This is a genomic window from Echinicola arenosa, from assembly GCF_014841125.1.
GTDB classification, from domain to species: domain Bacteria; phylum Bacteroidota; class Bacteroidia; order Cytophagales; family Cyclobacteriaceae; genus Echinicola; species Echinicola arenosa.
Map to the genome: position 1 here is coordinate 264,302 of NZ_JACYTQ010000005.1, position 15,137 is coordinate 279,438.

10 protein-coding genes are annotated in these 15,137 nt (G+C 39.0%); 4 read left to right on the top strand and 6 right to left on the bottom strand.

What is annotated here, in order from left to right; all coding sequences use genetic code 11:
* Positions 1-20 precede the first annotated feature (20 nt).
* Complete coding sequence (locus IFO69_RS15220) at positions 21-1,100, bottom strand: SDR family oxidoreductase (protein ID WP_192010983.1); 1,080 nt, start codon at positions 1,098-1,100, stop codon at positions 21-23.
* Positions 1,101-1,138: 38 nt separating this feature from the next.
* Positions 1,139-2,455 (bottom strand): UDP-glucose dehydrogenase family protein, encoded by a 1,317-nt coding sequence (locus IFO69_RS15225; protein WP_192010984.1) that lies wholly within the window; start codon positions 2,453-2,455, stop codon positions 1,139-1,141.
* A gap of 1,086 nt (positions 2,456-3,541) precedes the next feature.
* Between IFO69_RS15225 and IFO69_RS15230 the strand changes: the two genes are divergently transcribed.
* Complete coding sequence (locus IFO69_RS15230; protein ID WP_192010985.1) at positions 3,542-4,045, top strand: UpxY family transcription antiterminator; 504 nt, start codon at positions 3,542-3,544, stop codon at positions 4,043-4,045.
* A gap of 2 nt (positions 4,046-4,047) precedes the next feature.
* On the opposite strand, the gene IFO69_RS15235 is transcribed toward IFO69_RS15230, so the two are convergent.
* The 3 genes from IFO69_RS15235 to IFO69_RS15245 all read right to left on the bottom strand — a co-directional run bounded on the left by IFO69_RS15235 (position 4,048) and on the right by IFO69_RS15245 (position 7,641).
* On the bottom strand, positions 4,048-4,422 hold the full coding sequence (locus tag IFO69_RS15235; protein ID WP_225444161.1) for a hypothetical protein: 375 nt from the start codon (positions 4,420-4,422) through the stop codon (positions 4,048-4,050).
* Positions 4,422-6,851: a penicillin acylase family protein gene (locus IFO69_RS15240; RefSeq protein WP_192010986.1), complete on the bottom strand. Its 2,430-nt coding sequence runs from the start codon at positions 6,849-6,851 to the stop codon at positions 4,422-4,424. Before IFO69_RS15240 ends, IFO69_RS15235 begins: the two co-directional genes overlap by 1 nt.
* Positions 6,852-7,065: 214 nt before the next feature.
* Positions 7,066-7,641: a DUF2911 domain-containing protein gene (locus IFO69_RS15245; RefSeq protein ID WP_192010987.1), complete on the bottom strand. Its 576-nt coding sequence runs from the start codon at positions 7,639-7,641 to the stop codon at positions 7,066-7,068.
* Between the two features lie 371 nt (positions 7,642-8,012).
* On the opposite strand from IFO69_RS15245, the gene IFO69_RS15250 reads away from it, so the two are divergent.
* From IFO69_RS15250 to IFO69_RS15260, 3 genes are all read left to right on the top strand, one after another.
* Positions 8,013-9,038: an endonuclease/exonuclease/phosphatase family protein gene (locus tag IFO69_RS15250; RefSeq protein WP_317173476.1), complete on the top strand. Its 1,026-nt coding sequence runs from the start codon at positions 8,013-8,015 to the stop codon at positions 9,036-9,038.
* Between the two features lie 85 nt (positions 9,039-9,123).
* On the top strand, positions 9,124-10,977 hold the full coding sequence (locus IFO69_RS15255; RefSeq protein WP_192010989.1) for a M1 family metallopeptidase: 1,854 nt from the start codon (positions 9,124-9,126) through the stop codon (positions 10,975-10,977).
* 219 nt (positions 10,978-11,196) lie between these two features.
* Entirely contained in the window at positions 11,197-11,613 is a 417-nt protein-coding gene (locus IFO69_RS15260; protein WP_192010990.1) for a lipocalin-like domain-containing protein, read from the top strand.
* A gap of 119 nt (positions 11,614-11,732) precedes the next feature.
* Here IFO69_RS15260 and IFO69_RS15265 read toward each other — a convergent pair whose 3' ends face one another.
* A complete protein-coding gene (locus IFO69_RS15265) occupies positions 11,733-15,137 on the bottom strand; it encodes an efflux RND transporter permease subunit (protein WP_192010991.1) in 3,405 nt (1,134 codons plus the stop codon).

The window sequence follows — 15,137 nt, forward strand, 5'->3', positions numbered from 1 at the left end:
TTTTTACTAGTATTTAAAAATTAACTTTGGCAAGTTAGGTCTTTTTTTAAGCTTAGCCAATACCATTCACACGCATCTTTCAGCCCCTTCTCCATAGAAAATTCAGGTTCATACCCAATAATTGACTTGGCCTTTTCTATAGAAGCCAAAGAATGAGGAACATCTCCCGGACGCTCAGAACCATATTCAAATTCTATTGCAGCAATTTTTTCGTCATAATTCCTCAATTCACCTTTTAAGGTCTCTGCCAACTGATTTAGTGAAGCTCTCTCTCCAAATGCAACATTGAACACTTCAGAAATTGTCTTTTCAGGATCAAATGGCTGGCCCAAATGACCATAATATGACGCTAAGTTTGATTTTATAATATCTGTATCCACTGCTGCCGCCAGCTTATTGGCTTGGATCACATTGTCTATATAGGTAAAATCTCTGGAATAAGTGCCGTCTCCATTGATTTTAGGGGATTCACCATGTATCAGTGAAAGTACAAACTTGGGTATAACAGCTGCATAAGCCCCATTAGGGTCTTGCCTTCTACCGAAAACATTGAAATACCTTAATCCAATGGTTTCCAAACCATAGACATCTGCAAAGTTACGTGCAAAGAGCTCATCAACATATTTTGTGATTGCATAAGGTGACAAAGCATTTCCAATGACATGTTCTACCTTTGGTAAATCAGGATGGTCTCCATAAGTGGATGAACTTGCAGCATAAACCAATCTTTTAACTCCAGCTTCCTTTGCGGCAAAGAGGATCTTTACAAAACCTCCAATATTGACATCAGTACTGGTCATAGGATCGGCAATTGACCTAGGAACAGAACCCAAAGCTGCTTGGTGAAATACATAGTCACAATCTTCAACCGCCCTTTGGCAATCTTCAAAATTTCTTATATCTCCCCGAAGTAAAGTAAATTGATCTGATAATTGGGCCTTCTTGATGTTTTCTATCTTTCCAGTGGAAAAATTATCCAAGCAAACTACCTGATGCCCATCCGCTAAAAATGAATCAATCAGGTTGGAGCCGATAAAACCGGCCCCACCTGTTACCAAGATCCTTGAATCTTTATTGATTGATTGTTTTTCCTTATCCATTAAAATCTAAAAATAGTTTAAGTGTAATTTAAGGAATATCAAACACCTATGCCATAATGGGTAAAGCCCAATTCATTGAGGTACTTACGGTCATAGATATTTCTACCATCAAATATTACTTTGTTGTTCAACAATTTGTTCAAAGCACTCCAGCTTGGAATTCTAAATTCTGACCACTCTGTCACCAATAAAAGTGCATCTGCATCCACACAAGCATCATAAGCATCTTTACAATAAGTAACTTTATCCCCTACATATACTTCTTTAGCTTCTTCCATAGCAATTGGATCATAAGCTTTCACCTTTGCTCCGGCAGCTCTTAGCTCATCTATAATTACAATTGCGGGCGCCTCCCTCATATCATCAGTATTTGGTTTAAAGCTCAACCCCCACATGGCGAAGGTCTTTCCACTTAAGTCGTCTCCAAAGTGCTTCTTCACCTTATGGACCAGTTTATATTTTTGGTCATCGTTTACAGCTTCGACTGCCTCAAGCACCCTAAGGTCATACCCATACTGCTTTGCCGTTTTAACAATTGCCTTAACATCTTTGGGGAAGCAACTTCCTCCGTATCCAACACCTGGATAAATAAATTTATTTCCAATTCTTGGATCAGACCCAATTCCACTTCTAACCATATTCGCATCTGCTCCTACCAATTCACAGAGATTAGCGATGTCATTCATGAAGCTGATTTTAGTAGCCAACATGGCATTGGCGGTATACTTGGTCATCTCAGCAGAAGGAATATCCATATAGATGATCCTGTCTCCACTTAGCTGAAAAGGTTTGTAGAGCCTTTTCATAATTTCTTCAGCCCTATCATCCTCCACACCAATAATTATTCTGTCAGGTTTTAAAAAGTCTTCCACAGCTGCACCTTCTTTCAAAAATTCAGGGTTGGAAGCAACTGCAAATTTCAAATCGCTACCTCTTTTGTCAAGCGCATCTTGAATGGCCTTTTTAACCTTACACCCTGTGGTCACCGGTACGGTGCTTTTTGTAGCTACTACAATATAGTCGTTCATGGTTCGACCAATCTCATCAGCCACAGCCAATACATATTTCAAATCTGCTGACCCATCCTCTCCTGGAGGGGTTCCTACAGCGATAAATGCCACTTCTGAATCTTGAATGGCCTCACCTAAATTGGTGCTAAAAGTCAATCGCCCGCTTTGGTAATTTCTTACAACAATTTCTTCCAAACCAGGCTCATATATAGGCATAACTCCTTTTTTGAGCTTATCAATCTTCTTTTGATCGATATCGACACAGACAACCTCAATGCCTACATCAGCAAAACAGGCTCCTGAAACCAAGCCTACATATCCAGTTCCTACTACAGTAATTTTCATGTTTTACAATTAAAATATTTAGGTGGTTAAATTAATACTTTTTTAGTTCTCAATCCACAGCTTCGCCCGGTCAGTCACATTTTCTATTGACTTAGCGGCACTAAAATATTTGCTAGATAATTACCAACCTCCTTTTCTCTCAATCCCCTATAGACATTATCCAAACTGCTCAAATTATATAAATATGAGCCATAAGTGTTTAAGCTGAAAGGTTTTTGGGTATGTCAGGGCAATCTCAATTGCCTTTAATGTTTAAATAATATAGATGTCAATTCAGTATCCTCTTTCAACACCGAAACTTATTTTAGGTATTGAAAAAAATTTAGTGATAAACAGCATAACTCTAGTAAAAGATAGAATTCATACCTGATCTCTACTGTAGCTATCTCCAACAAGTTGTTGATGACTTAAAAGTAGGTTATTTTATTTTAAATACAAAAAATTGTTTTTAAAATTTTATTTTATGTATCTCATATATAATGAAACAAGGTGAAAATTATTTTTATTATTCTGCACACAGCTTACTTAAAACGTAAAATGTAGAGGAATTCAACCCAAAAAGCTCTAAAATTCTTCGCAAAAACAAAACATTTACTCGCTAAACCCTTTTAAAAATGGTATGACCCATTTAATGCATTGAAAAATTTGCAATTTATATGACAGAATTCAGTGACTTAAATTAATAATTTCTCATGGAAAACGGTTTCCAATTTTATTAAGTGTAATTTTAACATGTTTTATTTATCTTTATTTGAAAGAATAAAGATTAGGTTTAAATTTGTACTATAAAGTAAAACACAAGGTTTTAAATATTGCGAGATACGGGAATAGAATGGCTTTGTCATTTTATCATTTGAAGTTCTTCTGAAGGTTCGACTCCTTCACTTGCAACAGGTTATTTTGGGTTTATTGTTAATTGACTAAAGCTATGGAATCTTGTTTCATAGCTTTTTTTATGGCCCTAAAAAAATTAGAAAGACTCAAGCCGGTAGATACCCCTAACCTAAGAAACATCATTTTGTTAACTAAAAAGACTTGATTATGCCCCATTATATTCCGATTATTGGGTCTTCAAATTTTTATTAAATGAGTACTGAGATCAACTGGTTTGTGATGTATACAGCTCCAAGAGCTGAAAAGAAAGTAGCACAACGATTAGAAGAAAACAATATTGAAGTCTACCTTCCCATGATTGAAGAAATTCGTCAATGGAGTGATAGAAAGAAAAAGGTCAAGCGACCTCTCTTTAACGGGTACCTATTTGTTAGGACAGAAAAAAATAGACTTTGGGAAGCTTTACAAGTTCAAGGAGCTGTGAAGTTTGTAAACTTTTCAGGAAATCATGCCATCGTTAGGGACGAAGAAATCGAAGCCATCAAAAGAATCGTCACCACAGGTGTTGCGGTTGAGGTGGACAGTTCTGAAATCCACGAAGGCCAACAAGTCAAAATCTTAGGCGGCCCACTTCAAGGATTCGAAGGAGAATGTGTCCAAAAAGGAAATCAAGATTACTTCATTATTAGAGTACCTAGTATTAATCAAACTGTTATGGTTACTGTACCAAGAAAATTCCTGGAAATAATTGGCTAAGATTAGCGGCCATAATAATAAGGTTGCTTTTTCTCAAATAACTTTCTGAAGCGGTTGCCAGTTAGGGCACTAAATCCTCCAATCAATGCTCCCATTAAAGCAGTGATCAGCATTAAGGCCCCTTGATGGTTTATACCCATTATTTCTCCCATCATCTCGGGGAGGGGGGACGCTGTACTCCAGGTTACCCAAAAGGATTTCCCAAGCCACACAATACCAACTCCCATTGCTGCTGAAAAGAAAGCTTTCACTCCATCACCTCCAAGGATTATACCCAAAATAGCCCAAATCAGCATCATTACCCAATATGTCAAAAAAGGACTTGCCAAAAGTGTAATCAAAGCAAACAGTAACATCCACAAAAGAAATTTCATCATTAATTTGGGTTTAATACAGTTATAAATAAAGCACTTTCCATTTCGTCCCTGAAGTTTAAGTTCATATTAAGATACTCTCCTTTGGCCCACTTATCGATCATATTAGCATAAAATCTACTGCCGGGGTTACCGGATTGTCCTCCGGGGTAGATCCCCTGTGCCTTTACATTTTCGCCCAGTTCAACCAACATTCTCCAGCTTGCACCATGTCTTTCACTTGTCGCATTAATGATGCTTCTCCCCCCTCCCGTATGCACACTATCATAGCTAAAGGCTTTGAAATTGGGAACCAAATGTTGAATATTGGTATGCTTATACTTTGACCAGGACAATTCTTTTCCCTCTTTACTTAACCTACCCCATTCTTCAACTGTCGCTTCAAATGAACTTTGAATTTGTTCTTTGGCTGTTTCTAATTTCGCTGAAGTACTTGGATCATCAAACACACTATCCAAAGGATAATCAACTATAAATCTTGAAGTAATGTAATTATTTGGGTAAACAATGGACTTTCCTTTTTGATCAAGTTTTGACCAAATACCTGCTTTTAGCTTTGACCACCAAATACTAAAAATAGTTGGCCCAGTCACATCAGGGTCAGCATAAAAATCCCAGTTTGATAAAGAATCAATAAGCATTTGTGCATCTTCATTGAAAACTTTTGTAGAATCCTCTTGCAAATAACGCATCATTATTGGAAGCACCTCCGCTGCATGAAGGTCATAATCATCAAACTGCATGACTTTCATATCCTCCAATGTAATATTGTCCTTACTTTGGAGAAGTGAATTAATCCTCCTGTTCCTGTAATGCTCAAAGCTATTATCAAAGACATAATAAGGATAATCTTTCCCAACGGAATACTGATTGGCTGAACTGACAAAACCTCTTTCGGGATTCAATGTTGAAGGGTTTTGGTTACTTGGAATGTATCCACTCCATTCAAATGAAGGATTGTTCCCATCCATTAAGTATTTTCCCTGTTCAGGCCACTTCAAGGGAAACTTTCCTTGAACTTTCATGGCGATGTCCCCATTCTTTGCAGCAAAGACAAAATTCTGGGCGGGGGAAGTGAAATTGTCCAATGCCGCCAAATAATCCCTATGGCTCTTTGCCTTATTAAGCAACAGAAAAGTCTTTTGCTCATTGGAACCTTCATGAGCGGTCCATTTCAAGGCAAAGTTTAACTTTTGATCGTTTGATTTAAAAGTCCTGTCATACATAACAGGACCATAATGGGTATAGATCACCGTATCCATAAAAGCAGAGTCCCCTTTCACTTCTATGGACTCTAGTCTAAGGGTGCTTTGGATCCACTGATCATTATAGCGGTACTCCAACCTACTTTTATCCTTGAATTCAATGGCATACCAATCTCTTACATCCCTGGTAGCATTGGTTACTCCCCAAGCAATATTCTCATTAAATCCACTGATAACCCCCAATGCCCCTGGAAGCGTCGCTCCTTTGACAGTATATTCAGGGGTACTCAGCTGCATCACGTACCATAAACTGGGAAGGTTAAGTCCCAAATGAGGATCATTGGCTAAAATTGGGTTGCCACTTCTGGTCTTAGAACCATCTACAGCCCAGTTATTTGATCCTACACCTGGTTCTGGGCTAGGGATAGGCTCAATCAAAATTGAAAAATCCGGGTATTCCAAACCTGCAGGTTTTTTTATTTCTAGCGGCTGAAAATCCCATACATGGTCTGCCTCAATTACCGGGTCATTATCTTCCGTATAATCTGGAAAAAGTTTGTTCATGGTACTTTCTCCAAGCTCAGCCCTTAAATTGGTATATTCAATATCCTTATCCCCTACCAGCATATCGGCCATGTACTTCAATAAAAGTACTGTTTTATAAGCACTCCATTTCTCTGGCCTGTAATCTAGGATTTTATACTCCACAGGCATCTCCGCAATATTCAATTGCTCGATATACAGATTCACACCCTTACTGTAAGCTTCTATGAGCTCCAATGTTTCCGGACTATTATCGGTCAAAAACTGTAATCCCATTTCAGCCCCGTATCCCAATCCTTTCCTTCTCTGCATCCTATCAAAATCAATGGCCTGCCGCCCAACTATTTCAGATATTCTTCCGGCAGCAGCCCTTGTTTGAAACTCCATTTGCCAAAGACGATGCTGAGCGGTTACAAATCCTTGTGCCAACATCAAGTCTTTGTCATTTTGTGCAAAAAGATGAGGAATTAAGTTTTCGTCGTAGATCACCTCCACAGGAGCGGATAATCCATCGAGGTTAATTTCATCCTTGGCCTTTTCATCTTCACTGTAGGAGTTCTGCCAAAAACCATGATAAGGATCCAGCAAATATCCCAAGGGGGGAACCTGCCCAATATTCACAGAAAGGCCAACCGCCAAAACAAGAGTAACAAGTAGAACAATTAAAAATCCGAAGTACTTCATAAAATATACCTTCTTTGGGTGATTCCAGGTCTTTCGATATCCGAATTTAATCCATTATGGCATATTTTCAATTGATTATTGCAGGAATATTTGACGGATACTCAAAATTCAATTCATAAAAAAAATCAAAGGAAATCTATTTTCTGCTTCTAAAATGCAAAAAGCTTTGGAGTAATTTTCCAAAGCTTTTATGTTAACTGCCTGTTCAGTTCAATTAGTTTATACTTATGGGCAGTTTAAGTTTTTCCCATCTTACAATTATGCCAGGTTCCTCCACTGTAATCAACAACTGTTCCTGGTTGGAATCAAGCCATTCAGGAGTCACTTCCACTCTTAGCACATCATTTTCCTCCTTATACTGATAGTGTCCATGTTCCAAATTCCACTCAGAATTAAAAATAACTGTCCAGTCACCTTCTTTATTTGGAATGGTAAACAAGGAATACTTTCCTGCCGGCAAGGACTCTCCTTCTACCGTTACGTCATCAGAAAAATTCAGATAGGTAGCCTCATTGGCTCCTGTCCTCCATACTTCTCCATAAGCTTCCAAATCTCCCCAAATGACTCGACCTTTCACCGAGGGAGCGCCGTATTGGACAGTGATGGTTTTACCCCCTATTTCACCCTCTGCAGTTTTTAATGGGCTGGCTCTTTCCTCTTCTTGCATTTCCATTGCTTCCGCTTCTTCACTTTGGACGTTTTCACTTTTCTCTCCAGCCCCTCCACAACTACTCAACAGTGCTCCTACAGAAATTGATAATGCTAAAAATAAAGCGTCAGACTTTTTCATAAATTTTGAAGTTGATTTAGAACGAATTTAAGCATTTTTTCAACATCCAATCATAATCCATCTATTAATTCAGAATGAACTTACTTTTTATTCATTGACGAATTATGGTCACTTATCTCACAAGTTTCTCACACACCTTACAATAACAACCTCAGGCTAATTCAAAACTGCTGAATCCCGAAGAATTTATTTGCCGTTGAAATATAAACATTTGATATTTTATCAAAAACCTGAACTAATTAATTCAGCTTGACATTATTTTCCTTGTAATTCCCTAAATCATCGCCTATTTTCGCTAACATTTATACGATGTACATATGCGCTATCTTGTAATTCCAGTTTTTTTGCTTTCAGTTTTACTTTTTTTCTGCGTGAACATTTCCCCAGAACAATTACCCTATGCGGGATTAGTCCCTATGTTCATCCCTGTTTTTCTGATCATTAATTTCATCCTACTGATCCTATTAATTTTTGCCAAGAAAAAAATTCTGGTGCTTCCCCTTGCCGCCATCTTGATCGGTTGGAAATTCGTTGGTGTTACCTTACAGTTCAATAACGATTCTTCCGATGAAAAGGGACTTTCTGTATTGAGCTATAATGCCCATATGTTCAATTATGAAAAATACAAAGCAAATGATCCCAAAGTAGTACCAAACATTTTTAATTGGATTCGTGAACAAGACGTGGACATTATGGGGTTTCAGGAGTTTTATCAGGATTACACCACTCCTGCCAGAAATGCCATCAAACAAATCAGTAATGAGGGCAAATATAATTACTCTGCCCAATCTGTAGAGGAAAAGTCCGGCAAACGTTTCTTCGGCTTGGCCATCTTCACTAAGCATCCTATTATCAATGAAGGGAAGATTTTCGACAATAGAAAAACCAATGGAGCCATGTTCATTGATATTACTGTGAACAAAGACACCATTAGGGTTTATAATGTCCACCTTGAATCTATGAGCATTCCTGCAGAACAGTTGGATAATATCGATGGTATAAAAGAAAATTACCGCAAGACTTGGCGTAGGCTCAACAGAGGAATGGTCAACCGTGCCAAGCAAGTTAATGTACTTACAGAACACATTAAAAACAGCCCATATCCTGTTATTCTTATGGGAGACTTTAATGACGTACCTTACAGTTACACCTATTTTACAGTACGGTCATTATTGGAAAACACCTTCGAAACCATGGGAAATGGATTTGGATTTACTTTTAACAAGGTGCTTTTCTTTCTACGAATTGACAATATCTTTTATAGTGACCAACTCAACCCAATACGATTTAATACACTCCGGGAAGTTGACTATTCAGACCATTATCCTATTGAAGCTGTTTTCCAGCTAAGCCCTATGGTAAAAGCTGTTCCTGAATCTTTAGATCCTGCCCAGTAATTTAAACATTCCAAAACCTTTGATAAGCGGTTTAGGTCTTATTTACTTTTTATTTTACTTTTGACAATTGGAAAAAATTATAACTATGAGATTAATTTGGTCAAAAGCATTGTTTGGTCTTTGTTTTCTTAGCGTGCTAAGTGCAAAAGCCCAAACAGACAGATGGCAACAAGCCGTTAAATATGAAATGGATGTCGAAATGGATGTCGACAAAAACCAATACGAAGGGCATCAAAACCTTGAATACACCAACAACTCGCCTGACACCCTTCACCGTGTTTTCTACCACCTTTACTTCAACGCCTTCCAACCTAACAGCATGATGGATGTAAGGTCGAGAACCATTGCAGATCCCGACGGTAGGGTAAAGGATAGAATTGCCAATTTAACACCAGATGAAATCGGTTACCTAAAGGTGAAATCACTGAAAATGGATGGAAAAAATGCAGACATCGAACATGTGGGCACTATCTTGGAAGTAAACCTACCGAAGCCCATCCTTCCTCATAGTACCGTTAACTTTTCTTTGGATTTTGAAGGACAAGTACCCCTTCAAATCAGAAGATCGGGACGTGACAACAAAGAAGGTGTTCGCTATTCCATGTCTCAGTGGTACCCCAAAATGGCCAATTATGATGATCAGGGCTGGCACGCCAACCCTTATATTGGCAGGGAGTTTTATGGCATTTGGGGAGACTTTGATGTTAAAATAACCATTGACAAATCATACATTCTAGGAGGGACTGGATACCTTCAGAACCCAGAAGAAATTGGATATGGTTACGAAGAAGAGGGGCAAAAAGTAAAACAGCCAAGAGGAAAAACTTTAACCTGGCACTTCCATGCCCCTCAAGTTCATGACTTCATGTGGGCAGCTGACCCTAACTATACTCATGACAAAATGGTCATGGACAATGGTATTACTATTCACCACTTATATATCAAAGGTGAAAAAACAGCTAACAACTGGAAGAGATTGATGGAATACACTCCAAAATCAATGGCCTACCTGAGTGAACATTTTGGGCAATATCCTTACAAACAATACTCTGTCATCCAAGGTGGCGACGGAGGCATGGAATACCCGATGTCTACTTTGATCACTGGCGAAAGGACACTCCCTAGCTTAGTAGGAGTAATGATCCATGAAATGGCACATAGCTGGTTCCAAGGTGTTTTAGCAACCAATGAATCATTGTACCCATGGATGGATGAAGGCTTCACTACTTTCGCTACAAATGCAACCATGAACAGTATTTTTTCAGAAGAGCCTTCCAATTCCCCTCAAGCTGGTTCCTATAGAGGATATATAAGACTGGCCACTTCAGGACAGGAAGAGCCTATGACCACGCACTCCGATCATTACCATACCAACTTTGCCTATGGTTCTGCCGCTTACTCAAAAGGAGCCGTATTCCTGGGGCAATTAGGCTATATCATCGGCGAAGAAAACCGCGATAAGGCTATGCTGAAATATTTCAATGATTGGAAATTTAAGCACCCTAAGACCAATGATATCATCCGTGAGATGGAAAAGCAAAGTGGACTGGAATTGGACTGGTATAAAGAGTATTGGGTGAACAGTACCAAAACCATTGACTATTCAGTATCATCCGTTGAGGCTTCTGATAACGGGACCAAAATAAAATTACAAAGAGATGGCCTGATGCCTATGCCAATTGATTTGGTAATCACCTATCAAGACGGTTCCCAAGAAATGGTCTACCTTCCTTTAGTGATCCAAAGGGGAAACAAGCCTGAAGAAGCTGGAATGCCAAAACGCATCAAAACACAAAGGTGGCCTTGGACAAACATCACTACAGAAGTAAATTTGGACAAAGATTTCAGCACCATAAAAAGAGTAGAAATAGACCCAAGCCAAAGAATGGCCGATATCAATAGAGACAATAATACTTTCATTGCGGAAGAAGAGAAATGAGGACCATCAAAATAAGATTTTCTTCAACAAGAGCAATCTGTATAACTTTATGATTTTCAATACTTTCCACACAAAAAAGGCGTTACTATGACGCCTTTTTTATTACCCAATAACATTTTGTAACTAAATTGATCAAATTCCCTGTTCTCGTAGCATTTTCCTCTTTCTTTACGTCCTGATAAGGAACAATATCTATTTAACTTTTAATTTATGATACTGATGAAAACACCTTATTCTTTTTTCCTATCAATTATCATGCTACTTGCCTGTCATGAAACACAAGACCCGATCATTTATGATGCCAATCCTGATGGCCTTATAGGCACTTGGCAACAGGTAGAAAGATCTTACAGTATCGGAGGCCCTCAAATCTCTGAAAATATAAGCGATGGACCTCTCATGACTTTTGAGGACAACGGTCTCTTTACCCTAACGAAATTTAATGAGTGTTCAACAGGAACATACATTTTAGATGGGGATGAACTCACTTTTACTTTTGACTGTAAAGACATTGAAGAAGGAGTCAACCCTTTCACTTTTTCAGTATATTTCTTGGATGACTATTTAAAAGTCAGTCCCAAAACCACTGTGTGTATAGAAGGCTGCTCCGCAAAATTCAAAAAGCTAAAAGACTAAAAATCACACTTATAGCGAAACCCCAAAGTCATGCGATAAAAAAATAAAAACCTCCAAGACATTGCCCCGGAGGTTTTAACACTTAAAAAACCACCAACCTTTAAATAAATCTACATAAACTATTTTTTGCGAATAGCTATATTGATCTTATCTGCCAATAAATACATGACAGGTACTATTACTAACGTCAAAAAGGTTGCAAAGGTTAGACCAAATATTACAGTCCAAGCCATTGGCCCCCAAAAATCCGCATTATCACCTCCTACATAAAACTGAGGATCAAATGATGATAGTAATGTAAAGAAATCAATATTCATCCCTATCGCCATTGGAATCAATCCCAAAATGGTTGTAATCGCTGTCAACAACACGGGGCGAAGACGGGTTTTACCTCCTTCTACAATGCTTCCCACCACCTCACTGTACGGCAAATGATCATCAGGGCCAATGTTCAATTCAGCGCGTCTACGTTGCCTTACCAAATTGGTATAGTCAATCAACACAATCGCGTTATTTACCACGACACCTGCCAGTGAGATAATTCCAATGCCAGTCATGATCACTACAAAGTCCATATTGAAAATGGAAAGTCCCAAGAATACCCCAATGGTACTCAAAAGAACTGAACACATGATGATAAATGGTGTCATCAGTGAATTAAACTGCGCCACAATGATCAAGAAGATGGCCGCCACCGCAATGATCATCGCATTCATCAAGAATGCCATTGACTTGGCCTGTTCCTCTTGCTCTCCAGTGAACTTAAGGTCTATGCCATCTGGTAATTCATAATCTGAAAGCAAAGTCTTGATTCTCTCCACAATTTCATTCGCATTGTAGCCTTCATCCACATTCGAATAAATCGTAATTACCTTATCTAAGTCTTTTCTCTTTACCGAACCATAGGTAGAACTGTACTCCACATCAGCCACAGAGGTAATTGGAATATTGCGACGGTTACCAAATTTATCCATAAAGAAGATCTTCTTGTTGACCAAAGCATCCACATCATAGCGGTACTCGTCTGCCAATCTCAACTCAATAGGATAATCATCTTCACCTTCTTTGTACTTAGAAACTTCAAACCCGAACAGTGCTGTTCTCAACTCATTGGCAATCGTATAGGTGGAAAGTCCAAACCTTCTGGCCTTGTCTCTGTTAATGTTTACAATCAATTCCGGCTTGCCTGTTTCCAAATCCATCTTCAATTCTTCAATACCTTGGATATTAGCCGCGTTGATAAACTCCCGGATATTCTCCACTTCTCCCACCAACTTCTCATAATCTTCTCCACTCACTTCAATATTGATCGGTTTACCTACTGGTGGACCATTTTGTTCTTTATCTACCGTAATTTGAACCCCTGGATATTTAGCCATAGCCTCCCTAAGGTCTTGCATGATCTTGGAGGTGTTTTTCCCATTTCTATACTGGTATTCTACAAAACTCACGGTAAGCATAGCCTTGTGCGGAGTAACCCCCATACTTGGTCCTTCAGAAGGATCACTGGTTCCCTCACCTACCTGAGCAATAAATGCTTCCACGATATCTCTGTGGGGTTCTATCATTTCCATCACCTCATCCTCTACCTTCTTGCTAAAACTGTTGGTAGCCTCAATATCGGTACCAATAGGATATTCAATGAAGATGTTAATGTAATTTGGATCACTGCTCGGGAAAAACTCCACTTGTGGAGCCCTTACCATCAAAAGCCCCAAAGACAAAATCAAAACCCCAAACATTCCGAAAAAGAATGTATATGGTTTTCTACCTGATAGGGCAAAATTTAAAGTTTTCTCATATCCTTCTTCTAGCCTAACAAGGAAAACCAACTGGAACCACCTGATCGCTCTTTTCATAAATAAGGCATTCATCAAAGTGATCAAAGTAGCTAAAAGCATAATATTGGCCACAGTGTACACTCTCAACACATAGCAAATGGCAGCTATGGTCAACAAAGTCCCTGCAATAACAAACGACCTCCGTTTTGGTTTTATGTTGTCCAGGTTTTGGATTTTCATATACATAGCCGTCACCACTGGGTTGATCACTAAGCCCACAAACAGGGACGATGATAATACAATGATCAAGGTTATTGGTAAGTATTTCATAAACTCACCCATAATACCCTGCCAGAAAGCCAGTGGCACAAAGGCTGCCACTGTAGTCGCAGTGGAAGTAATGATTGGCCAAGCCACTTCACCCACTCCTTCTTTGGCCGCTACAATAGGGGACTTTCCTTCTTGCATCAATCGGTAGATATTCTCCACCACCACAATACCATTATCCACCAACATCCCAAGGGCTAGAATCATGGAGAAAAGTACCATCATGTTAAGTGTCACCCCAAAGGCATTCAATACCATAAAGGAGATAAACATGGAGAGAGGAATGGCTATTCCTACAAAGAGAGCATTCCTAAATCCTAAAAAGAACATCAAAACCAAAATCACCAGAATCACCCCAGAAATAATACTGTTTTCCAAGTTGGCCACCATGCTTCGGGTAAACTTGGACTGGTCATTGGTAATACTTACTTTCAGGTCTGATGGGAAATGATTGGCCTTAGCTTCTTCAATGATCTCCTTGATCTTATCACTGGCGTCCAAAAGGTTTTCGCCTCCTCTTTTAACCACATTCACAGTCACCACTGGCAGTTTAGACGCCCTAGCATAACTTTCCCTCTCCTTGTAAGTATCATTTACTGTCGCAACATCCTTGAGGTAAACAATATTGTTACCTTCATTTTTAACGATGATATCATTCAATTCGTAGGGGTCACTAAATTCACCTGTTACCCTTAAAGCTCTTCTAAAATCACCACTCAAAATATTACCACCGGAAATGGTGACATTCTCCGCAGATATGGCATCGGAAATATCCCCAAAGCTTACCTCCATGGCCTCCATCTTGAACAAGTCCGCATCCACACGAATTTCCCTGTCAATGGTTCCTGTAAGGTCCGCCTTGGAAATTTCTGGCAAAGCTTCGATTTCATCTTCCAAGTACTCTCCAAACTCCTTCAACTCTTCTTGGGAATAATTCCCAGAAAGGTTCACAAACATGATTGGCATTTCTGAGAAGTCAAGCTCAAAGATGTTTGGATCTTGGTCTAGGTCAGTAGGCAACTCACTCTTGGACTTATCAACTGCATCCTTTACATCCTGCAAAGCCCTCGAGATATCTACATTGGGGTTAAACTCAATAATGATAGTGGAATAATCCTGAATGGATGTTGAGTTGATCTTCTTGACATCCTTAAGAGACTTAAGCTCCTTTTCTATGGGCCTAGTGATCAGGTTTTCCATATCCACAGGTGAGTTACCCGGATAACTGGTTCCTACGTAAACTGTAGGGATTACAATCTCTGGAAAACTTTCCTTGGGCATTGTCGTGTAAGCATTCAAGCCCATGAACGTAATGATCAGGGCAAGAATAATAACACTGGTCTTGTTATCAACCGAAAGAGAGGACAGACCAAATTCCCTGGAAACTTTCTTATTATTTGGTTGCTGATCAGACAT